This is a genomic window from Acinetobacter sp. P1(2025) (genome assembly GCF_051390655.1).
GTDB lineage: Bacteria > Pseudomonadota > Gammaproteobacteria > Pseudomonadales > Moraxellaceae > Acinetobacter > Acinetobacter junii.
Genome location: NZ_JBPKBJ010000012.1, coordinates 28,241 through 50,804 on the forward strand (window position 1 = coordinate 28,241; position 22,564 = coordinate 50,804).

Annotated in this window: 18 protein-coding genes; 10 read left to right on the forward strand and 8 right to left on the reverse strand. The window is 39.7% G+C overall.

Annotation, left to right across the window (positions count from 1 at the left end; genetic code table 11):
• Positions 1-43: 43 nt before the first annotated feature.
• The 5 genes from ACSC97_RS04935 to ACSC97_RS04955 all read right to left on the reverse strand — a co-directional run bounded on the left by ACSC97_RS04935 (position 44) and on the right by ACSC97_RS04955 (position 7,363).
• Entirely contained in the window at positions 44-1,723 is a 1,680-nt protein-coding gene (locus tag ACSC97_RS04935; protein WP_436659562.1) for an AMP-binding protein, read from the reverse strand.
• Between the two features lie 154 nt (positions 1,724-1,877).
• The gene (gene parC, locus ACSC97_RS04940) at positions 1,878-4,097 is read right to left on the reverse strand and encodes a DNA topoisomerase IV subunit A (protein WP_004917083.1); all 2,220 of its coding nucleotides are present in this window, start codon (positions 4,095-4,097) and stop codon (positions 1,878-1,880) included.
• A 414-nt stretch (positions 4,098-4,511) separates the two neighbouring features.
• Entirely contained in the window at positions 4,512-5,156 is a 645-nt protein-coding gene (locus ACSC97_RS04945) for a trimeric intracellular cation channel family protein (protein WP_004957253.1), read from the reverse strand.
• Positions 5,157-5,208: 52 nt separating this feature from the next.
• A complete protein-coding gene (locus ACSC97_RS04950) occupies positions 5,209-5,691 on the reverse strand; it encodes a YchJ family protein (RefSeq protein ID WP_416703055.1) in 483 nt (160 codons plus the stop codon).
• A gap of 97 nt (positions 5,692-5,788) precedes the next feature.
• Positions 5,789-7,363: a TerC family protein gene (locus tag ACSC97_RS04955; protein ID WP_436659565.1), complete on the reverse strand. Its 1,575-nt coding sequence runs from the start codon at positions 7,361-7,363 to the stop codon at positions 5,789-5,791.
• Positions 7,364-7,690: 327 nt separating this feature from the next.
• Here ACSC97_RS04955 and ACSC97_RS04960 point away from each other — a divergent pair, with 327 nt between their 5' ends.
• Entirely contained in the window at positions 7,691-8,311 is a 621-nt protein-coding gene (locus ACSC97_RS04960; protein ID WP_004917099.1) for a TIGR00730 family Rossman fold protein, read from the forward strand.
• A gap of 50 nt (positions 8,312-8,361) precedes the next feature.
• On the opposite strand, the gene ACSC97_RS04965 is transcribed toward ACSC97_RS04960, so the two are convergent.
• Positions 8,362-10,140, reverse strand: a complete 1,779-nt coding sequence (locus ACSC97_RS04965; protein WP_436659568.1) for a choice-of-anchor I family protein — start codon at positions 10,138-10,140, stop codon at positions 8,362-8,364.
• A gap of 164 nt (positions 10,141-10,304) precedes the next feature.
• Between ACSC97_RS04965 and mdtD the strand changes: the two genes are divergently transcribed.
• From mdtD to ACSC97_RS05010, 9 genes are all read left to right on the forward strand, one after another.
• Positions 10,305-11,693, forward strand: a complete 1,389-nt coding sequence (gene mdtD / locus ACSC97_RS04970; RefSeq protein ID WP_436659570.1) for a multidrug transporter subunit MdtD — start codon at positions 10,305-10,307, stop codon at positions 11,691-11,693.
• A 38-nt stretch (positions 11,694-11,731) separates the two neighbouring features.
• Positions 11,732-12,700, forward strand: coding sequence for a hypothetical protein (locus ACSC97_RS04975; protein WP_286687322.1), 969 nt, complete (start codon positions 11,732-11,734; stop codon positions 12,698-12,700).
• An 11-nt stretch (positions 12,701-12,711) separates the two neighbouring features.
• Positions 12,712-13,473: a glycoside hydrolase family 25 protein gene (locus ACSC97_RS04980; RefSeq protein ID WP_099949342.1), complete on the forward strand. Its 762-nt coding sequence runs from the start codon at positions 12,712-12,714 to the stop codon at positions 13,471-13,473.
• Positions 13,463-14,530 carry a DNA polymerase IV gene (gene dinB, locus ACSC97_RS04985; protein ID WP_125272572.1) on the forward strand — a complete coding sequence of 356 codons (1,068 nt, stop codon included), beginning with the start codon at positions 13,463-13,465 and terminating at the stop codon, positions 14,528-14,530. The genes ACSC97_RS04980 and dinB overlap by 11 nt, the downstream gene beginning before the upstream one ends.
• 298 nt (positions 14,531-14,828) lie before the next feature.
• Entirely contained in the window at positions 14,829-15,551 is a 723-nt protein-coding gene (gene creB, locus ACSC97_RS04990) for a two-component system response regulator CreB (protein ID WP_125318603.1), read from the forward strand.
• A gap of 3 nt (positions 15,552-15,554) precedes the next feature.
• Positions 15,555-17,027, forward strand: coding sequence for a two-component system sensor histidine kinase CreC (gene creC, locus ACSC97_RS04995; protein WP_212387847.1), 1,473 nt, complete (start codon positions 15,555-15,557; stop codon positions 17,025-17,027).
• A 75-nt stretch (positions 17,028-17,102) separates the two neighbouring features.
• Positions 17,103-18,506, forward strand: coding sequence for a cell envelope integrity protein CreD (gene creD / locus ACSC97_RS05000; protein WP_436659574.1), 1,404 nt, complete (start codon positions 17,103-17,105; stop codon positions 18,504-18,506).
• A 61-nt stretch (positions 18,507-18,567) separates the two neighbouring features.
• Positions 18,568-18,771, forward strand: coding sequence for a hypothetical protein (locus ACSC97_RS05005; RefSeq protein ID WP_039046888.1), 204 nt, complete (start codon positions 18,568-18,570; stop codon positions 18,769-18,771).
• 75 nt (positions 18,772-18,846) lie between these two features.
• Positions 18,847-19,203: a RidA family protein gene (locus ACSC97_RS05010; RefSeq protein ID WP_004957219.1), complete on the forward strand. Its 357-nt coding sequence runs from the start codon at positions 18,847-18,849 to the stop codon at positions 19,201-19,203.
• Here the strand turns inward: ACSC97_RS05010 and ACSC97_RS05015 are convergent.
• The gene (locus ACSC97_RS05015) at positions 19,200-19,733 is read right to left on the reverse strand and encodes a DUF2726 domain-containing protein (RefSeq protein WP_404489556.1); all 534 of its coding nucleotides are present in this window, start codon (positions 19,731-19,733) and stop codon (positions 19,200-19,202) included. The two genes, ACSC97_RS05010 and ACSC97_RS05015, sit on opposite strands and share 4 nt — an antisense overlap.
• A gap of 301 nt (positions 19,734-20,034) precedes the next feature.
• On the reverse strand, positions 20,035-22,419 hold the full coding sequence (locus ACSC97_RS05020; protein WP_125299601.1) for a YgiQ family radical SAM protein: 2,385 nt from the start codon (positions 22,417-22,419) through the stop codon (positions 20,035-20,037).
• Positions 22,420-22,564: the final 145 nt, after the last annotated feature.

Below are 22,564 nucleotides of genomic sequence, written 5' to 3' on the forward strand. Positions count from 1 at the left end.
TCAATGGGTGAGCTGCGGTTATAGCAGCGTAAAGATGGGATTCTTAAGCAGGTTTACGTAAATCTTTACGTAAGATTTTACCTACGTTTGATTTTGGTAAGTCATCCATAAACTCAACATAACGAGGGCATTTGTAACCTGTTAAGTTTTGTTTTGCATAAGCTAAGATTTCTTCAGTTGTTAATGACTGATCTTTTTTCACGATGAAGAGTTTTGGCACTTCACCTGATTTTTCATCAGGCACACCAATCGCAGCAACTTCCAATACTTTAGGATGTTTTGCAATCACGTCTTCGATTTCGCTTGGATAAACGTTAAAGCCAGAAACCAAGATCATGTCTTTCTTACGGTCTACAATCTTGAAGTAACCACGTGTATCCATGATACCGACGTCACCAGTACGGAAGAAACCATCTTTAGTCATGACTTTTTCAGTTTCGTCAGGACGGTTCCAGTAACCTTTCATGACTTGAGGACCACGGATTGAAATCTCACCCTGTTCGCCTTGTGCTACTTCGTTACCATCATCATCAAGTAATACAACTTCAGTTAATGGCAATGGAATACCGATTGTGCCACTAAATTCTGTTGTTGCTGGTGGGTTAGCAGTTGCAACTGGTGAAGTTTCAGATAAACCATAACCTTCGATAATGATCGTACCTGTTACTTTCTTCCAAGCAGCAGCAGTTGAAGGCAATACAGCCATACCACCACCCATTGCCATCTTAAGATTGCTATGGTCAAGTTGTTTAAACTCTTCATTGTTCACTAAAGCATTAAATAATGTATTTACTGCTGGGAAGAATGAAGGTTTGTATTTGCGTAATTCACCAACAACAGCTGGTAAGTCACGTGGGTTAGGAATCAAGATATTTGCTTGACCTTTGTACATACCGTAAAGCGCACACACCATGAATGCAAAGATGTGATAAAGCGGTAAAGCACATACGATACGGTCATCTTTAGCACCATCACCCGTACCGAATTTACTTGAGAAAATTCCGTCACACTGCAATAAGTTTGATACAAGGTTGCGATGAGTTAATTCAGCACCTTTTGAAACACCTGTTGTACCACCCGTGTACTGAAGTACAGCAGTGTCACTCAAGGTTAAACTTGGACGCTTATAATTGCTTGGGCTTACTTTGTTTAATGCAGTATTAAACTTCACATGACCTGGAATGTTCCAAGCAGGAATTTGCTTACGCACTTTACGTAAAACGAAGTTAACGATCGTACCTTTTAAGGTCCCCAACATATCGCCAACAGTTGCTACTACAACATGCTTCACAGGCGTTTTACCAATAATGCTTTGGTATACACTTGCAAAGTTTTCAATGATCACAAGAGCTTCCGCGCCTGAGTCATTTAATTGATGCTCAAGTTCGCGTGCTGTGTAAAGTGGATTCACATTTACCAGTACTAAGCCTGCACGGAATACACCTAAAGCAACCACTGGGTATTGGAATACGTTAGGCATCATCACCGCAACGCGTGATCCTTTTGCCAAACCCAAGCTTTGTAAATATGTTGCGAATTTACGACTAGCGACTTCTAATTCATTATACGTTAAAACTTTATCCATGAAGATAAAGGCATCACGTGAACCAAATTTTTGGAAATTGCGTTCAAAAATATCAACAAGTGAGGTGTTTTCAGCAGGCAGTGCAACTGTTTCTGGAATTCCTGTCTTTTGGTATTCAGCAAACCAAATCTTTTCCATAATGCCATTATCTCCGAGTGTAATCCTTAAAATGTAACAACGTTACTTTCCATGGCAAAACATTTTTTTTAACTTTTTGAATTGCCTTGTCAATCTATTCACACAAGATGAATATATTTCATATATAACGTATTTGTGTCGCAGAATACTAGCCTTATCTCTGAATGAGGAGTCTATTTGCTTTTTGATATCCCCGTGGTAAAAGTTGCCCCTTTGTTGCTCTTTTTCCTATATATTTTTGGAGATCATCCCCTTTCAGTTTTAGATGTTGTTGTCCTGCAGCGACTTGGATTATTTCATCTAAATTCAAGGTTGTCATGGATAAAATTTGCTCTTTTTCATCAAGTTGTATCAACTTGTTACCTTTACCTTTATTCAGCACAGGTAACTCAGTCAAATCAACGATAAGTAACCTACCCGCAGAACTTAAGATTGCAACATGTGTCGCTTGCTGAATTGGCAACAATGGTAATGCCGTCGCTTTATCCGCCACAGTCAAGAAGGATTTACCTGCCTTAGCATTGGTATCCAATTGAGCTGCTTGTGTTTTGAAGCCGTAACCATTTGAACTCACGGCAAGCAATTCACTCGCATCATCTTCAATAAAGACTTGAATAAATGACACACCACTGGCTGGTGCAAGTTTAGAACTTAAAGGCTCACCCAATCCACGTGCCGATGGCAAACTACTGATCGGTAAAGCATAGCTTCGACCTGTTTCATCCAAGAAATAAACCCGCTGATTGGTCTTTCCAACTGCATGGCTGAGATATTGATCACCTGCACGATAGTTTAAGTTCGCAGCATCGACATCACCGCCTTTGGCAGCTCTCACCCAACCTGCTTCTGATAAAACAACCGTCACCGTTTCCGCAGGCATTAAGTCCTGCTCTTTAATTTGTACAGCATCAGCACGAGTAACGATAGGTGAACGACGATCATCACCGAACTTTTTAGCATCTTCTTTTAATTCATTAATGATTAAATTCTTCAATGATTCTGGATTTGCCAATTGCTCACGAATAATCGCAGCTTTCGCTTCTAACTCTTCCTGCTCACGACGAATTTCCATTTCTTCAAGCTTGGCGAGGTGACGAAGCTTTAACTCTAAAATGGCTTCCGCTTGAATGTCATCAATCCCAAAGTGCTGCATCAACACTGGTTTGGGTTGATCTTCCTCACGAATAATTCGAATCACAGTATCAATATCGAGATAAGCAATTAAAAGACCTGCCAAGATATGCAGTCGTTTTTCGATTTTATTTAAATGGTATTGCAGACGACGTGTCACCGTTTGCTTACGAATTTCAATCCATTCCAACAAAATACGGCGAATCGATTTAACTTGCGGACGACCATCCGCGCCAATCATATTTAGATTGACGCGATAGCTAGATTCCAAATCCGTCGTAGCAAATAAGTGACTCATTACCGTTTCTGCATCGACACGGTTAGAGCGCAGTACAATCACCAAACGTGTTGGGTTTTGATGATCCGATTCATCTCGTACATCACTAACCAGAGGCAATTTCTTAGCGATCATTTGATCAGCAATTTGAGTAATCACTTTTGATCCTGAAACTTGATACGGTAGTTCAGTGATTACGATTTCATTTTTATCAATGGTATATACCGCACGCATGCGATAACTACCACGACCTGTGGTTTGAATTTTTAATAATTCTTCAGGTGGGGTAATAATTTCTGCTTTAGTCGGTAAATCTGGTGCAGGAATGTATTCTGCTAATTTTTCATCTGTGGTTTCAGGATTGCGAATCAGTGCAATCGTACCTTTTACCACTTCACGTAAGTTATGAGGTGGAATGTCAGTCGCCATCCCCACCGCAATTCCTGTGGTGCCATTCAGCAAAATATTGGGAATACGTGCAGGTAACGTGATTGGTTCTTTCATTGAACCGTCGAAGTTATCTTGCCATTCGCTAGTGCCCTGTCCTAGTTCACTCAGCAATAGTTCACTATAAGCGGATAGCTTAGCTTCGGTATATCGCATCGCAGCGAAGGATTTAGGATCGTCTGGTGAACCCCAGTTGCCTTGACCTTCGATCAATGGGTAACGATAACTAAATGGCTGAGCCATCAACACCATCGCTTCATAACATGCTGAGTCACCATGAGGATGGTATTTACCCAGCACATCACCAACTGTACGAGCAGATTTCTTTGGCTTACCTGTTGATTTTAAACCTAACTCACTCATCGCATATACGATACGGCGCTGTACAGGTTTTAAACCATCACTGATATGTGGCAATGCGCGATCCATGATCACGTACATGGCATAGTTTAAATAAGCTTGTTCTGTGAATTCAGCTACGGAACGGTTTTCGGTTGCATGATGTGCAAGGCTGGTCATTTCAGCAAGTCATCCAAAATCATTGTTATCGTCAATGCTTTGTATGCTATGTGGATGAAAGCGTTGTGACAAGCCCCTGTTGTTGTTTAAACGTCAAATGCTGTCTTACAAGAGATGTTATTTCTTAAATACAATCTGAAAAATTATGAGACAAATAAACATAATATTCGGAATAAGATAATTCAGTCGATCTTGTTGAATATTTCTTAGTAATTTGAACAATCCCACAGTCACTCCGAATAAAAGGAGATCATGCAGAATGTTTAAAACATCTAACTGAAACTTATACTGCGCCAGAAAATATACAATCACCAAGATAAGAAAAAGCTTGTTACTTTTATAAAAATCTTTCTTATCAAACTCGATATCATTCATTTTAATTTATCTCAAAGCATCGCATATACAGCTAGTCAATCAATGCTCATCCGTAGACGAAGCAGATTCCGCATCATCTTCTTTATAAATAAATTTCGGCATTTCTAAGCCAAAATAAATCGCGATCAAACGCAGAGTAAAACCAAAAACCAAAGTGAAAATAACGGTCAAATCATGTGGCAAACCGACCTCTAAGCAGACCCAATAACAGATCACAGCAACAAAGGAAATACTGGCATAAAGCTCACGGCGGAACACTAAAGGCACGTCATTACACAGAATATCACGCAGAATACCACCTGATACTCCTGTCAAAACTCCTGCAACGGCTGAGACGACAAAACCGTGCCCCATCGACAACGCAATTTGGCAACCAATAATGGTAAAACCAATTAAACCTAAAGCATCAAGTACTAAGAAGATATTGCGTAAATGCTTCATCCATTTGGCAATAATAATCGTGACAAATGCAGCACAACACGTCAGTACCAAATACTCAGGATGCTTCACCCAAGTTAAAGGATAATGCCCTAACAACACATCTCGAACTGAACCACCACCCAAAGCTGTCACACAGGCAATCAGTGTCACACCGAACCAGTCCATACTACGACGTCCCGCTGACAGAGCTCCTGTCATTGCTTCCGCAGTAATGGCAATAATGTAAATAACGGTGAGCAACATCTGCCTACATCCTTCAATCAGGCATAAAAGTGTGCGCTATTTTAAGACAAACTTAGATGAATTGTGCACAACATTGTTTAAATTTTTTCCCCGAACCACAAATACACGGTTGTTTCATGGTGACTTGCATATTCAAGGTTGGATCAAGAAAATACCAACGCTGCTGATGTAAAACAAAATGTGAAATTTCATGATGTATATGCTGCTGTTTTGCATCCTGATTTTGATCACAATAATGGGCTTTAAACTCGACTAAGGCATGAGTTTTATCAAGTTTAGGCTGGTGTTGTAACACTTCTAATTTCAACCATTGATTGGACTGACTCCAATCTGCGATTGCAGCACGATCAAGCATAGACTGTTGACCTAAAGCAGTCGTCTCAACAATATAATCTATTTTTTGCAAGGCAAATGCGCTATAGCGTGAACGCATCAACTGCTCTGCATGTTCAGCAAATTGTTGTTTTAGATGCAAAGGCTGACAACAATTTATGTATAAACCTTGTCCGCAAGGGCAATTCTCTAACACAGTCATTTTTCATTCTCAAAAAAAAAACCCTGAGAAAACCATGATGTGATTGCTCTACATATTAGATTTAGCTCAGGGATTTAAAGCAACTCAACAAATCGAATTACTTTTCAGATGTTTTGTCTTTTGCAATGATGCGCACTTTTTCAATCTTGTGCCCATCCATCGTCACCACCTCAAAGCGATGACCATCGGCTTCGATCATTTCACCATTTTCAGGCAAACGTCCTAAATGGAAAAGAATATAACCCGACAAAGTTGAATATTCTTCACTTTCATCAACTAAGTCCTTACCGAGTAACAATGACACATGGCGAATATCAGTCGATCCTTCTAACAACATCGAACCGTCTTCTAAGCTTGCCGCCGCAGCTTCGAGTTCATCTTCGTCAGGAAACTCACCAGCAATCGCTTCAAGTACATCAATTGGAGTCGCAATACCCTCAATTGAACCATATTCATTGAGTACAATCGCCATTTGCAAAGGTGCTTGACGTAATTGCTCCATCACCATCAACACTTGCGCATTTTCATGAACAATCAAAGGTTCTCTAATATGTTTTGTGAAATCAATTGAGCCTGTTTCAATATATTCATTTAATACTTTATGGGTCAGAACAATACCTTCAATATTATCCAACTCACCACGCGCAATAATTAAACGTGAGTGGGTCATTGCCATTAAGCGATGTTTTAACTCTTCAGGATCAGAATCTAAATCTAACCACTCTAACTCTGGACGAGGTGTCATGACCGATTTAACAGGTCGTTCCGACAATCCCAGTACACCTTGTACAAGTACGCTATGGTATACACCATTATCTTCGTCAAAGACTTCTTTGGCATAAGCTTGAGTTGCTAAAACATCTTCCGCTTCTTTGTTTTGACCATCATTTTTGCCGCCCAACATACGCAACACTGCTGAAGCAGTGCGATAGCGCAAGTCAGTCGTTGTCACAAGTTTTTCTTGGTTACGACGCATAGTTTGGTTGACCATTTCAACCAAAACAGAGAATCCGATCGCTGCGTATAAATAGCCTTTCGGAATATGGAAACCAAAGCCTTCAACGACTAAGGAGAAACCAATCATCATCAAGAAACCGAGACACAGAATCACAACAGTTGGATGTTTGTTGACAAACTCCATCAAAGGACGTGCTGCCAACAACATGATACCAATCGCAATAGTCACCGCGATCATCATCACTGAAAGGTCTTTGACCATACCCACAGCGGTGATCACACTATCAAGTGAGAATACCGCATCAAGTACAACGATCTGTACAACCACCATCCAGAATGCAGCATGAACTGGATTTTCTTCTTTTAAGGTCTGCTTACCTTCAATTCGCTCATGTAATTCCATTGTTCCTTTAAACAATAAAAATACACCACCGAACAACAGAATCAAATCTCGCCCGGAGAAAGGATGATCGAACACATGGAAAAGCGGCTGGGTTAAAGTGACCACCCAAGCGATGGATGCCAACAAAACCAAACGCATTAATAATGCGAGAATTAAACCAATTCTACGAGCAGCAGCACGTTGTTCTGGCGGTAATTTCTCCGCCAAAATCGCAATAAAAACAAGGTTATCAATACCTAACACGATTTCCAATACGACTAGAGTCGCCAAACCAACCCATGCAGAAGGGTCAGACATCCATTCGAAGATCATTGACGAGACTCCTCTGCAAAATTGGCAGCAAGATATTGGAGTTTAAATTTTAAAAGGCCAGCATTAGCAGCCAAAACATTTTTCTTAGGAAATAAAAACAAAGCGGAGCGACAACAACCACTACTCATAGAGGTACATAAATTAATAAAAGGATTTTCAGTATAGGCAAGATCGTAGTGAAATTCACCTTTTTTATGTGGATGTTTCTTACAAATTCTTTCTAAGTATTGCCAAAAGAGATTGTATGTAAAATGTGAATAAAACTGTCATAAAAGTGATTTAGCCTAGACAACTAGAATGAAAATGATAAGGTGAAAAATAAACGAAATGAATAGTGTACTAAGAATGACTGAGAAAAGAACAACACCTCTCCCAAAAACAACTCAAGCTTTAATTGCGCTATATTGTGGTTCACGTACAGGTAATAAACCAATCTACCGCGATAAAGCGATTGAACTCGCACAGCATGTCGCTGATCAAGGCTTTGGCATCGTATATGGCGGTGCCAGTATTGGTCTAATGGGACAAGTCGCAGATACGGTTTTAGAACATGGTGGCGAAGTCGTTGGCGTAATTCCTGAGTTCATGCTGGATTATGAAATTGCTCATAGTAAACTCACCGAGTTACACGTTGTAGAGACCATGCATGAACGTAAAGCGTTAATGGCTGAACGTGCTAGTGCCTTTATTGCTCTGCCAGGTGGCTTGGGAACTTTTGAAGAAATTCTAGAAATTGCGACTTGGGGACAACTCAATCAGCACCAAAAACCAATGATTATTTATAACGTCAATCGTTTCTATGATGCACTGATTGCCCAACTTGACTATGCTGTAGAAGAAGGATTTCTACCCCCTCAACATCGTGCCAAAGTGATTATTTGCGAAACTACTGAACAAATTTCCAATGTAATTAAAAATTTGGATGCACCGACCCATATAGAAGTTTGATGTATTTTGATCAAAAAAGCGGATCTATTGATCCGCTTTTTTATAACTTGTTACTGAACATTCACTTGATAAATTGCAGTAGAGCCACTCACTTCATTTCCGACAACCAATAAGGGCTTACCATTTGGTGAGTCTTTGGCAGCGATAAAGATCAAACCTTCTGGTCCTAAATCACCTTGCTTGGCACTATCCGTTTCCACAAAATTACGAGTCGTGAAATATTCAATAAATTTGGGCTGCATTGGCGTAGTAATGTCATATACCATCACGCCACTCATTCGCTCTAAACCAATAAATGCAAAGGTCTTCGCGCCAATCGTGCCAAGTGTAATGCCTTCAGGTTCAGGACCTTTATTATCACTACGATCATCTAAACTAACGGCTTCATGATCGGTATTAAAATAAGTTGGAAACAGTTCAGCAGCTTTTTTCTCAAACTCACTTCCTGAATCCCATACCAGCTGCCCTTGTGTATTCCAAATACTAAATGAACGTGCACCATAGGCATACAATTTATCGTAAGTTAATCGTCCATTTGCATCCAGCTTTGGTGATCCATCCGCATTAGTTTGATATCCCATATTCCATGCGATATTTAAACGGCCTAAATTACCATCTTTACGACAATCTCCTGCTTCGGTTGCTGTCGCACCACAATAGGCAAATGTAACAGGATTAAGTTTAGCTCCTTTCACACCATTTGCGATCTTTTGCAAATGGGCAGGATAATCACCTTCCGCATTGAAGCCTTTACTGTTAAATAAATGCTTCATACGGATATTTTCAACATAACCTTGAGCTAAGTTACCCGCAAAATAGGCATTTTCATCTTTTAACCATTCACGGCTATCCCCTTCATTGGCTGTGACCAAATAGGTTTGTCCATTCACTTGATAATTCGCAATCGAGTCTGGCTGATACATACCCACTAAACCAGTCCAAGTTTTGATATCTATCTTGCTGTCTCTATCACTGACATCCAGTTCATTACCCATTACGCCATGATCTTTATAGCCCAATGGATAAATATCGGTAACTTTCTGCTGAGCAATATCAATTCGTGCAATCGCATTATTTTCTTGTAATGTCACCCATGCCGTTTTGCTGTCACCTGAAATGGTAATGTATTCAGGTTCTAAGTCTTGAGCAACCGTAGCATTTGGTCCAAAAATACGCACACCTTTTGACATGAGATCTGCCTTTTGGCTATTCCAAGCTCTAAAATCAGCAATACTCGCTTTAGGTTGTTTAATGTCTTGAATATCAATAATACTGACCGAACCTTCAGGATCAATCGAATAATCATCATTTGGCTCAGCTTCATTTGCCACTAAAACAGTTTTGCCATTTGGACTAAAGGTCAGCATGTCAGGCAATGAACCTACAGCCACTTTACTCATAAAACTCAAATCTTTGGCATTAAAGAAAACCACGAGACCTGCATCGGTTTTATTTTTTGCTTGGACTGCAATCGCCACGATGCCATTATGTACGGCAACGCTATTCACTTCTGAGTCAGCTAAATAATCACGTGCAGAGAGTTCTGCAATATGAATAGGTTGTTCAGGCTTAGATGCATCTAGTACATCTACCAAACCTTTTTGTGCATTCACGACAAATAACCGTTTGCTTGCCGCATCATACGCAGGAATTTCTGCTGCACTTTCAGCAAAAATATTGGTTTTATAGTGTCCTAATACACTTAATTTAATGGTTTCAGGGGTTGGTTCAATTTGTTCTGATTTATTGTTGTTGTCATTATTATCGTTACATGCCACTAATCCCACAGACAGTAAAGCTGTCAATAAAACTGAAATCTTAAACTTCATGATCAATTTCCATACAATTTATTTTGTAGGATCAATCTAGTGTTCCTAGATTCAAATTCGATGACATTTTGATGTCATTTCGATGACGTCTCTTTGACAATTATTGTCTTTCTTTCAGGCTCTTTTGCATTAAACTTGAATAGAGTTTTAGCACCTTAAAATATATGACAACGACTACTCATCAAGCTGTACAACCTGAATTTCGCTTGTTGGTATTATTGGTTTCGATAGGCTTTTTTATGCAAGCCTTAGACACCACGATCGTCAACACGGCGATTCCTGCTATGGCAGTTCAGCTCAATGAAGACCCATTGCAAATGCATGGAGTCATTGTCGCTTATGTATTATCCGTTGCAGCCTGTATCCCGTTAAGCGGTTGGCTTGCTGATCGCTTTGGTGTTCGCAATATTTATCTCAGTTCGATGGTAATTTTCAGCTTAGGATCACTAGGTTGTGGCTTATCCCAAAATCTCGATCAGTTGCTATTCTTTCGTGTCATTCAGGGGATTGGTGGTGCATTGCTCATGCCTGTTGGTCGTTTGGCACTACTTAAATTAATTCCTCGCTCTCAGTTTCTCTCCGCTATGAGCCTAATGAGTTTGGCTGGTTTAATTGGTCCACTCATGGGACCGACATTGGGCGGATGGCTCGTCGAAGTCACTACATGGCACTGGATTTTTCTGATCAATATCCCGATGGGAGTTTTAGGGATGATCATGACCTTTAAAGTCATGCCTAACCAAAAAGAACCTAGCGTAAAAGCCTTTGATCTAAGTGGTTTTATCTTGCTCATGATCGCAATGGTCGGATTGTCTTTAGGCATTGAAAATATTGCTGCACCTCAATATTCAGGTTTAGTCAGTATTTCCTTATTAGTTGCAGGTACGATTGCAACAGTTGCGTATGCCTATCATGCACATAGCCATCAAAATGCTTTGTTTCATGGACGTTTATTTCGCTATAAGATTTTTTCAATTGGGGTACTAGGAAATTTCTTTGCTCGTCTAGGCAGTAATGCGATTCCCTTTATTTTACCGTTGATGCTGCAAGTGGCTTTTGGCTTCGAACCCTTTATCACAGGTTTAATGATGATCCCGATGGTATTAGGTTCATTATTTTCCAAACCGATTATTCGACCGATTATTCAACGAGTGGGTTATCGTCGCTTTCTGCTCACTAACACCGTGTTGGTGGGTCTATGTATTGCCAGTTTTTCATTAATGACCGCTGATACGCCTCTATGGCTAAAAATATTACATTTATTTATCTTTGGGACGCTCAACTCACTGCAATTTGTTGGCATGAATACGCTCACCCTTAAAGATTTACCACAGCATGATGCGAGTAGTGGAAATAGCTTCTTATCAATGATTATGATGCTCTCAATGAGTATCGGGGTTGCTTTAGCAGGCACATTGATCAATGTATATGGTCAACATTTTCCAGCATCATCGATAACTACAGCTTTCCATGCCACACTCATCTCTTTAGGATGTATCAATATCATTACTGCTTGGATTTTTTGGCAAATTCCCAAAGAAACAACAGATTAATTAAGTAATAAAATATCAAAAATAAGAAGGATCTAGAGATGATCGTCCCTAAATATTGGGCTGAAGCAAAAACCAAAGCGAAATTTGAAGGTCGCCAATATACGATTAAACGCTTTGGTTGGTCAGATGAAAATATTGAAGCGGCTCAGCAGCATGCCGAGCAACGAGTCTTTGAGGCGCTTGAACAACTTAAAATAGATAAAACGGTTCGGCGTATCGATCATAAAATTGCTTATAACGGTGCAGAGGGCTTACCTATTCGAGAGGAAATCATCAGCCAGTACGATGATGTGATTATTACGCGTAATAGCTATGGTGCATTATGTCTAAACACACCTGATGTCTTATTCGCAGATATTGATTTTGTGACCCAACCTCATTCTAGTTTGTACTTCATCGTTTTCTTTGTATTACTGGCTAGCAGCGGTTTAGGCGCATTTTATTTTTCTTCTTGGTTTATCTTTGGCTTTGGATTTGTCCTTTCGCTTCTAGTTACGAGCCTGATTGCAAAATCGGTATTTAAATTCCAACAAAAATTTAAGGGCACACCTGAACAACAAGCTCTAGAGAAAATTAGAGCGTTCTCAACACATTATCCAACATGGCACTTACGTGTTTATCGCACTCCTAATGGTTATCGAATTTTGGTTATGCATCAAATCTTTGAACCTCGAGGGGAGCAAGTTCAATCATTTTTCAAAGCAATCTATGCCGATCCCTATTATGACCTGATGTGCCAAAATCAAAATTGCTTTCGCGCCCGAATCAGTCCTAAACCGTGGCGAATAGGCGTAGAGCGATTAAGACAAGGTATATGGCCGATATCAAATGAGCGCACGGCACACAGAGAAAACTGGGTTCGTGAATATGAACAACAGGCTAAAGATTATGCATCGTGTAGATTTGTGGAACAATTTGGTAGTCAGATGGTTCATCCCAAAGCAAAACGAGTACAATCAATACATGATCAGTATTGTAAATCCGACTCTCAATTAGACCTTGCATAACTTCTGACGACATGGCGAAAAAAACTGCGAAATACCGACTCTCTGAGCATTATCCAACTTATACCAGTATCGGTTTAGCCGTCATGTTAGGTATCGTCAGTTATTTCGGTTTGTTCTACCAACAAAAAGCTTCTGCACAAGATTATTCGATTCGCGGTTTTGATGTTTCACATCATCAAGGTGAGATTAACTGGAAAAAAATCTCTCCGATGCAATATCAATTTGTCTATCTCAAAGCCACAGAAGGTGGCGATTTTAAAGATCGTAAGTTTCAGAACAACTGGCTAAAAGCTCGCGAACAGGGGTTGCATGTCGGTGCTTATCATTTCTATCGCCTGTGTCGTGATGGCAAAGTTCAAGCTGAAAATTTTATCGCGACTGTTCCAAAGAAAGCAGATGCCCTTCCCCCTGTGATTGATTTGGAATATGACAGTAATTGTATTAATACCTATACCAAAGAACAGTTACTCAAAGAAATTCAGGTTATGCATGATCAATTACAACAACATTATGGCAAACAGCCTATTTTCTATATTTCTAAGAGTTTTTATCACATCGTTTTGATGGGGAGCTTTAACGATACGCCGCTATGGGTTCGTGATTACGAAGCTAAACCTGAATTAAAAGACGGACGTAAATGGCTATTTTGGCAACACACCCAAACTGGAAAAATTGATGGGATACCTAAAGCAGTTGATTTAAATGTGTATGCGGATTCACCACGCCAGTGGCGTATCTTTCTTGAGCAGCAAGGCATTCAAGATGGCAAATGAGTTACGCAAAATCATTCATATCGATATGGATGCTTTTTTTGCCTCAGTTGAGCTGCGTGATCGTCCTGAACTTAAAGACTTACCAGTGGTCATTTCCTCACACCATCCACGCGCTGTCATTGCCGCTGCCTCCTACCCTGCTCGTGTTTTTGGTCTACGTTCTGCGATGTCGATGGGGCAAGCAAAAAAGCTTTGTCCTCAAGTGGTGGTGATTGAACCTCATTTTGAGAAATATCGAGAGGTTTCAGCACAAATTCATCAAATTTTTCAGCAATACACACCACTCATCGAACCATTATCTTTAGATGAGGCTTATTTGGATGTCACTGAGAATCTAAAAAACATCCCGAGCGCTACTGAAGTTGCGACTCAAATTCGCGCAGATATTTTTGCCGTCACAGGACTAACAGCCTCCGCAGGCGTTGCACCTAATAAGTTTTTGGCTAAGATCGCATCTGATTGGAATAAACCGAATGGATTATTTGTAATCAAACCCCATCAAATCCAACATTTTATTCAAGACTTAGCACTGAATAAAATCCCTGGCGTTGGCAAAGTCACGCATGAAAAATTAAATCAATTAAATTTACACACCTTGGGCGACCTACAAAAAATAGAAGAGAACGTACTCATCCATCACTTCGGAAAATACGGTAAACAGCTGTATTTATATGCACAAGGCATTGATCATCGTCCAGTTAAAGCAGAACGTGAACGCCAACAAATCTCGAAAGAAATTACCTTTGATGATGACTACACATTGAATCAATGTGCTCATGCTTGGCAGCCTTTAGCAGAACAAGTCTGGCGCAGTTTGCAAAAAAAACAACTGACTGCTCGTGGGGTAAACGTCAAACTCAAACTCAAAAACTTTCAAACCTTGCAGCATAGTAAGAGTTTTAAACTCCCTCTGCGCTCGCAGCAAGATTTAGAACAAGTGGTTTTGCAATTAATCGAAGAAATGCCTATTGATCAAAGTTTTCAGTTCCGTTTAGTCGGTGTAGGCGTTTACCAACTACAGACGCATGAGGAAGAATCTCAACTTTCCTTGTGGTAACGTTGCTTTTTTATGCAAAAGCACAATTCTCGTTCAAATTTATGTTTGCTTTTTATGCGGTTTTCAGTACTCTAAGCATCGCAGTGACATTATCCTTGTCATTTGCTCTTGCTAAAGAAATCCTCGCTTTTAGCATTTGCTCCTGTGGTTGGCGTGACGATCAAATCCGAATATTACAGGGCACTTCAAGTGTCCTTTGCTTTATTAAATAATTATAAAAATGAGTATTCCTAGTTTTCTCAACCACATCTTCCGCTAAACTAACCCAATAAAATTAGAAAATATTGATTAGTTAATCATGATGAATCAAAAACAAATTCTCTGTGTTGAAGATGAAGCTGCGATTATTCTTCCGCTACGTTATGCTCTTGAGCGCGAAGGCTGGAACGTGAGTTGGGCAAATACAGGGGCTCAAGCACTACAATATCTTTCAGAACAAGCTTTTGATTTTATTATTTTAGATGTTGGTTTACCTGATCAGAATGGTTTTGAAGTCTGCAAACAGCTACGCCAAAAATATCAAACACCTTTATTATTCCTCACTGCACGAGATGACGAAATTGACCGTGTTGTTGGTTTAGAAATCGGTGCAGATGATTATTGTACAAAACCTTTTAGTGCAAGAGAAATTGTGGCACGAATCAAAGCCATTTGGCGCAGAATGGAAATACAGGCGCAAAATATCTCATCACAACCATCAATTAGCAAAGTAGAAATACCCCTACAATCTGCAACATGGACGTGTAATCCGCAATCGCTACAGATTCAATATCATGGGCAAATACTGCACCTGACACGCTATGAATATCGTTTGTTATTTTTACTGATTCAGCATCCTGAACAAGTCTTTAGTCGACAACAACTGATGGATCATATTTGGGAACATCCTGAGCATAGCCTAGAACGTACAGTCGATACCCATATTAAAAGTTTAAGACAAAAGCTTAAACAAATTACCCCTGATGATGATCCCATTCGAACACATCGAGGGTTTGGGTATAGTTTAGTGAAGTTAGGTTAACCAATGTCCATCTTTATCCGCATTTGGTTTTTCTTTAGCTTAGTGGTTGTGCTGAGCCTGAGCTTTATTGCATACACGTTGAATCAACAGGTTAAACCAAATGTACGTCAAGTGGTCGAAGATACTCTCGCCGAGAATGCCAATATCATTGCCCAACTGATTGCAGAAGATGTGGCACAACAAAAAGTCAGTACACCTGAATTTGATCAAAAAATTCAAGCAGCATTATCACGCCAACTCAATGCCACAATTTGGCAGCATCAAAAAGATGAAATTAACCAACAACTGTATATTACAGATCAGCACGGTATTGTCATCTACGACTCCGAAGGTCAAGCCGTTGGGCAAGACTATTCTAAATGGAATGATGTTTATCTGACTTTACGCGGCAAATACGGCGCACGTTCTACTGCAACCAATCCTTATGATCGAAACAGCAGCGTGATGCATATTGCTGCACCCATTATTTACAAACAACAATTACTTGGTGTAGTTAGCATTGGTAAACCAAATCAGTCCGTGCAACCGTATATTGCTCGTGCAGAACGTCAACTGATTCATCAAGCGCTTTGGATCGCCGCACTGAGTTTATTACTCGCAAGCATGGTGGCATATTGGTTAAGACACAGCATTGATAAAGTGCGTCGCTATGCTCAAGCACTAGCACCCGTCAATCAAGCTCCATTTTTCTATTCTGCAAAAGAGCTCAACCAAGTGACTCAAGCGCTCAGTGAAATGCGAGAGAAACTCGAAGATCGAGCTTATGTCGAGAATTATGTAAACACTTTAACCCATGAGTTAAAAAGCCCACTCACTGCAATTCAAGCCAGTGCAGAACTATTACAAGATGATTTACCCTTAGCAGATCAACAACAATTTGCAGCACATATTGTTGAGCAAAGTCATCGCTTACAATCTTTAATCGAACGCATGCTACTGCTCACACGCTTAGAGAAAAATCAGCATGCTTTAGAGTTTCAAAATATTGATTTATCAAAATTGATTCGGGATTGCGTGATACAACAACAGAGTGCTCTTCAAATTAAACAGATTCAAATAGAGCTGAATCTTCCTGAATATTGCGCAATCTATGCTGATCCCTTTTGGCTTAAGCAAGCAATCAATAATCTTTTAGATAACGCAAGAGACTTTTGCTCTGAACACGGTCTTCTCGCAATTCAACTCAGGGCAAATACCGTCACTATCACTGGTGGTATTGAAATTCTATTATTCAATGAGGGTGAAACCATCCCTGAATACGCTTTAAATCGTGTCTTTGAAACCTATTTTTCATTACCTCGTCCGCAAAATCAGCAACGAAGTACAGGTATTGGTCTGAGTATCGTGCAACAGATTATCCAACAGCATCAAGGTCACGTCACCATTCAAAATATCCCTGAAAATGATTTAGACTTCTTAGAGCAACACAAATCAGGAGTACTGGTAAAAATTATACTTCATCGAAACTTCACTTAAGCTTCAATTACAACTCATTTAGAACGCATATCGATTCGAGATACTTGTCAGATCACAATGACAATGGAATCCACCATGCGCAGAAACTTTATTAATCTGAAAATAGGAGCGATTTTGTTCCTGATTTTGATTTTTTATATTGGTCTTTTTTTTATCTCTAACTTAGTAGATGAGCGCCAAAGCTATCAACAACAAGTGATTCAGGACATTGCAAAAGAACAAATTCGCCCACAACAAGTGATTGCACCCTATTTAAAACTTCCCTATCAAATTCAAACTACATGTACCGATGAACAAAAGAAAACTTACGATTGCACACAAACAGCATTTATTACCTTAGGTGCAGAAACAACAGACTGGACCGCTGAATTTAAAGTTTCAGACAATACCTACAAACGTAGTATGTATAAAGCGATTAGTTATCAAAATCACATGCAAGGAAAAGGCGTATTTAAAGGCGCTACGATTGAACCTCAACACAACTATCTTTGGGATCAAGCTGAAATCATTTTTCCTATCCAAGATGCTCGCGGTCTAAACGCAAAGCCAACGTTTAATATTGATGGAAAAAATTACAAATTTGACTTTTCTGAACAAAGCCAAGGACAGCATGGCTTTGATCTACTACATATCACCAGCAAGCAATATCCTGAACTGATCCAAAAACTCCAACAAGGTTTTAGCTTTAATCTGCAATTTGATCTAGAAGGTTTAAGCGAATTTGCCTTTATCCCAACCAGTTACGAAATGACATATCAAGCTAAAGGCAATTGGGGTGATGTGAAATACGATGGTCAAAGTTTACCGTTTAAGAAACTGAGCAAAAGACAACTTTTTGAAGCGGACTGGAAAAATATTGCTTTAGGTAAACGTAATTTAGATCGTCTCTCAACTTGTGAAAACAGTCAGTGTTTTTACCAAGCTTTAAATACTCAAAGCAATCTGATCAGTGATGTTGAAGCTGCTTATGCTACTTCAAATACATCTTCAAATAACATTTCTGGTATTTCAACGCAATTTTTAGAACCCGTTAATATTTATACCCAAACTGATCGTGCCATCAAATATGGCATTATGGTGATCATTATTACCTTTGGTTGCTTCTTTTTATTCGAGGTTTTGAAGAATCTCAAAATTCATCCTATTCAGTATGCTTTGGTTGCCATGGCGCAAGGCGTGTTCTTCGTCTTATTACTATCAATCAGTGAATATTACGCTTTTTCCCTTGCCTATCTGATTGCGGCAGTTGCATGTATTGGCTTGATTACTTGGTATTTATACTTCGTCGTTCAAGGTTTTAAAGCCGCCATACTCTTCGGTGTTTTGCTCAGTGCTTTATACGGCATGATGTATCTATTACTACAATCCAGCGGAAAAACTTTCTTGTTCGACTCCATTTTGTCTTTCATTTTAATTGCATGCGTCATGTACATCACACGCCACGTCAATTGGTATCAATCCGAACAACAAAACATATAAACGAATCGGGCAAAGTCATATCTTTGCCCAATCTTTAACAATGATGATAAGGAATAAGATCATGTATCACACGACCACTTCAGCTTTGAGCCAACTCAAACAACTGTGTCCCAACCAGAGCTCTATTGCGAGCTGTTTAAATCAACTTCGACAAGCCAAAATTCAATTTCTGAATCTAGGCAATATTATTATTTGCCCACAATTCCGCTCTATTTTGATTTTCAAACAACGTAAATTAATGGAAATAGAAACTTTTTCAGCCTAATTTAAACAAATTTACACTGCATCAGAATCGTATCAAGTACAATCTTTTATGTTGTTATTCATTCAGGTAAATCTTATGTCTGTGCAGCGTTTGCATGTCACTTCTCGTTACTGCGAAGTCGCAATTTCAGGAAATTTGGTTCATTTAGCAGGTCAATTAGCTGATGATACCAGTGTAGATGTGACTGCTCAGACACAGCAGACTTTAGATAATATCGATCGTTTACTAGCAGAAGCGGGAACAGATAAAACCCATATTTTGTCAGTGCTTATTTTTCTTAAAGACATCGAGAAAGATTATGCCGCGATGAATGCGGTTTGGGATGCATGGATTGCTGAAGGTCATCCCCCAGCACGTACCTGCGTAGAATCTAAACTCTATGCGCCTGACGTACTAGTAGAAATGACCGTTACTGCTGTTCTTCCAGATTAAGACGATTTTGCAGCAAACATACTGTACTTCATCATACGTTCTGTTTGAGGCAATGAGGTAGATGAAGTTGTCATAATGGTGTTTGATTCATAAGGATCAGATACCAAATCTTCACGTAATTCATGTTCTGTTGGAATACTACCGTAGCGTAGAACTTTATAACCAGCCAACTCCAACAAACTATCTTGATAGTATTTTTGATTTAAACGATTAATTGAAGACTCATCTGCAATCTCAATCACAGCGAGAACCTGATATTGTTGATCAAGCACAACAAAATCTGCCACTAGTCCTTGATACTTACGGCGTGTATGCGCATATTTTGTTGTCAATAAAGCATCAAAAGACACGTGTGCAAGTACAGTATGACGTGGCAAAACAGCCTGTAAGCGCATAAGTGTAATTTGTTCAGAAATCGTGAGAATGCCGCGGCGTTTTAACGGACTATCTTGACGTTGATTTTGATGCATACGCCGAAGCGCGAGTGCTGCAATTATTAGCAACCCAGCAAATGTAATGAAATAATACATTTCTAACCAATCCCTTTAGATTTTTTATAATCATTTGGCTTTATGCCATTTTTTTAATCAATAACAGCGATAGCAAAGTCATTTTAGCAGTGCAACTTTAAAGTTTTTAATCGTTTTCTACTAGTCGACCAAAGTCGTAAAAGCTGTTCTGCCCTTTATTTATAATCATCATAGCTTAAATTTTCAAGTTGATATTGTCAGTATATGTTTCTATAAATTGTAGTTTCACACTTAAATTGTGATTATTTTGACATTTTCAGACGAAAAGAAAGGGAAAGCATGTTTCCCTTTCTTTTAAATATTAACGATGAGCTTTAGCCTTAGGTTTACTCTTTCCTGAAAATGGCTTTTTATCGCCAGTTTCACGTGGTGGCAAACCAGTATGCTGAGTCAACACCTGTCCTTTTTGAGGACGTTTCTGACTCGATTGAGACTGCGGACGAGACTGTTGACCCCGTTTTACAGAATCACCAGCCACGGTCGAGTTTTTCTTACGAGCAGACTTATATTCACCTTCAGCCGTGCCTTGTGGCTGATAGGTTGGAATCAGATGCTGTTTCGAATTACCAATTAAATCCGAACGCCCCATTTCTTTCAGTGCTTCACGTAATAACGGCCAGTTATTTGGATCATGGTAACGCAAGAAAGCTTTATGCAAACGACGACGTTTTTCGCCTTTCACGATATCGACATTTTCAGTATAACGCGCCACTTTAGACAATGGATTCTTGCCTGAATAATACATAGTGGTTGCAGTTGCCATTGGCGATGGATAGAAGGTTTGTACCTGATCGGCACGGAAACCATTCTTTTTCAGCCAAATCGCCAAGTTCATCATGTCGTAATCCGTTGTACCCGGATGCGCAGCGATGAAGTAAGGAATTAAATATTGTTCCTTCCCTGCTTCCTTACTAAAACGCTCAAACATTTGTTTAAAGCGGTCGTAAGTTCCGATCCCTGGTTTCATCATCTTGGATAATGGACCATGTTCGGTATGCTCAGGTGCAATTTTCAGATAGCCACCAACATGGTGCTGTACCAACTCTTTGACATATTCAGGGTTTAATACTGCGAGATCATAACGCAGACCAGAACCAATCAAAATCTTCTTCACGCCTTTGATTTCACGTGCTTTACGATAAAGCTGAACCAATGGCGCATGATCAGTGTGTAAGTTTTGACAAACACCTGGATAAACACAAGACGGTTTACGGCAGTTCTTCTCGATTTCAGGGTCATTACAATGCAAACGGTACATGTTTGCCGTTGGACCACCTAAGTCTGAGATAATGCCTGTAAATTGAGGTGCAGTATCACGGATCTTTTCAATTTCACGCAGAATTGATTCTTCAGAACGGTTTTGAATAATACGACCTTCATGTTCAGTAATCGAACAGAACGTACAACCACCAAAACAACCACGCATGATATTCACAGAGAATTTGATCATATCAAATGCAGGGAAACGCGCATTACCATAAGCTGGATGCGGTAAACGTGCATAAGGTAAATCAAAGACATAATCCATTTCTTCCGTTGTTAACGGAATTGGTGGTGGATTAATCCAAACATCACGTTCGCCATGGCGTTGTACCAATGCGCGAGCATTTCCTGGATTGGTTTCCAGATGCAAAATACGGTTGGCGTGCGCATACAGCACTTGATCATTGGCGACTTCTTCAAAAGAAGGCAAACGAATCACAGCGAGTTCACGTGGAGGTAACTTATGTTTAATCGCTTTGGATGGCGCAGGTTTTAACTGTACGATCTGCGTATCTGGATCAAGTTGATCCCCTTCACGAACGATTGGATTGGTCACAATTTCTTTTTGGAAATTTTGATATTGTGCGAGTGAGTTGCCTTTTTCTTTTTCAACTTCACAGCCATCAATATCTTCAGTCATGACATATGGATTGATAATTGGGTCTACACGACCAATCGTATCCACATCATTACTTGCGATTTCAACAAATTGTGCTTTTGATGCTTTATTGTGTTTATTAATAATAAATGCAGTACCACGAACATCAGTGATGTCATGAACTTTCTCACCTTTAGCTAAACGATGCATCACTTCAATGATTGCACGCTCACCATTTCCATACATTAATAAATCGGCTTTAGAATCCATCAAGATTGAACGACGAACCTTGTCTGACCAATAATCATAATGAGCAATACGACGTAGGCTACCTTCAATCCCACCGAGCAATACTGGCACATCAGGAAAAGCCTCACGGCAACGCTGACAATACACCGTGGCAGCACGATCTGGACGTTTATTCGGTTCATTATTTGGCGAATAAGCATCATCTGAACGGATTTTACGATCTGCCGTATAACGGTTAATCATCGAATCCATATTGCCCGCAGTTACGCCCCACGCAATGGTTGGTTTACCTAAAACACGGAAACTTTCAACATTGGTCCAATCTGGTTGAGCAATAATACCTACACGGAAGCCTTGTGCTTCGAGCACACGCCCAATCACACCCGATACAAAAGATGGATGATCAATATAAGCGTCACCACAAACTAAAATAAAGTCACACGCATCCCAACCGAGTAGATCCATTTCTTCTCGTGACATCGGCAAAAATGGTGCGGGTTCAAAACACGACGCCCAATATTTGTCGTAATCAAACAGCGCTTTAGGCGCAGTCTGCTTGGTATAGGCAGTAGACATAGCTTGCGAATCTCGGCTAGCAGATGAAGGAGAGACATCTAAAGATGAAAGCCGATCATTTTAACATGAATTCAATTCATTTTCCCTGTTTATAAAGCATTCAAGAACAAGGAGATAACAAATTATTTGTACAAAGTTTATTCAG

Bases quoted from the DNA above. Each gene is read 5' to 3' on its own strand.
- ACSC97_RS05015 (WP_404489556.1), bottom strand. From the start codon at position 19,733: ATGTATTATTTCATTACATTTGCTGGGTTGCTAATAATTGCAGCACTC.
- creB (WP_125318603.1), top strand. From the start codon at position 14,829: ATGATGAATCAAAAACAAATTCTCTGTGTTGAAGATGAAGCTGCGATT.
- ACSC97_RS04975 (WP_286687322.1), top strand. From the start codon at position 11,732: ATGATCGTCCCTAAATATTGGGCTGAAGCAAAAACCAAAGCGAAATTT.
- ACSC97_RS04955 (WP_436659565.1), bottom strand. From the start codon at position 7,363: ATGATCTTCGAATGGATGTCTGACCCTTCTGCATGGGTTGGTTTGGCG.
- creC (WP_212387847.1), top strand. From the start codon at position 15,555: ATGTCCATCTTTATCCGCATTTGGTTTTTCTTTAGCTTAGTGGTTGTG.
- ACSC97_RS04960 (WP_004917099.1), top strand. From the start codon at position 7,691: ATGAATAGTGTACTAAGAATGACTGAGAAAAGAACAACACCTCTCCCA.
- ACSC97_RS05020 (WP_125299601.1), bottom strand. From the start codon at position 22,419: ATGTCTACTGCCTATACCAAGCAGACTGCGCCTAAAGCGCTGTTTGAT.
- parC (WP_004917083.1), bottom strand. From the start codon at position 4,097: ATGACCAGCCTTGCACATCATGCAACCGAAAACCGTTCCGTAGCTGAA.
- ACSC97_RS04935 (WP_436659562.1), bottom strand. From the start codon at position 1,723: ATGGAAAAGATTTGGTTTGCTGAATACCAAAAGACAGGAATTCCAGAA.
- ACSC97_RS05005 (WP_039046888.1), top strand. From the start codon at position 18,568: ATGTATCACACGACCACTTCAGCTTTGAGCCAACTCAAACAACTGTGT.
- ACSC97_RS04980 (WP_099949342.1), top strand. From the start codon at position 12,712: ATGGCGAAAAAAACTGCGAAATACCGACTCTCTGAGCATTATCCAACT.
- ACSC97_RS05010 (WP_004957219.1), top strand. From the start codon at position 18,847: ATGTCTGTGCAGCGTTTGCATGTCACTTCTCGTTACTGCGAAGTCGCA.
- creD (WP_436659574.1), top strand. From the start codon at position 17,103: ATGCGCAGAAACTTTATTAATCTGAAAATAGGAGCGATTTTGTTCCTG.
- ACSC97_RS04945 (WP_004957253.1), bottom strand. From the start codon at position 5,156: ATGTTGCTCACCGTTATTTACATTATTGCCATTACTGCGGAAGCAATG.
- ACSC97_RS04965 (WP_436659568.1), bottom strand. From the start codon at position 10,140: ATGAAGTTTAAGATTTCAGTTTTATTGACAGCTTTACTGTCTGTGGGA.
- ACSC97_RS04950 (WP_416703055.1), bottom strand. From the start codon at position 5,691: ATGACTGTGTTAGAGAATTGCCCTTGCGGACAAGGTTTATACATAAAT.
- dinB (WP_125272572.1), top strand. From the start codon at position 13,463: ATGGCAAATGAGTTACGCAAAATCATTCATATCGATATGGATGCTTTT.
- mdtD (WP_436659570.1), top strand. From the start codon at position 10,305: ATGACAACGACTACTCATCAAGCTGTACAACCTGAATTTCGCTTGTTG.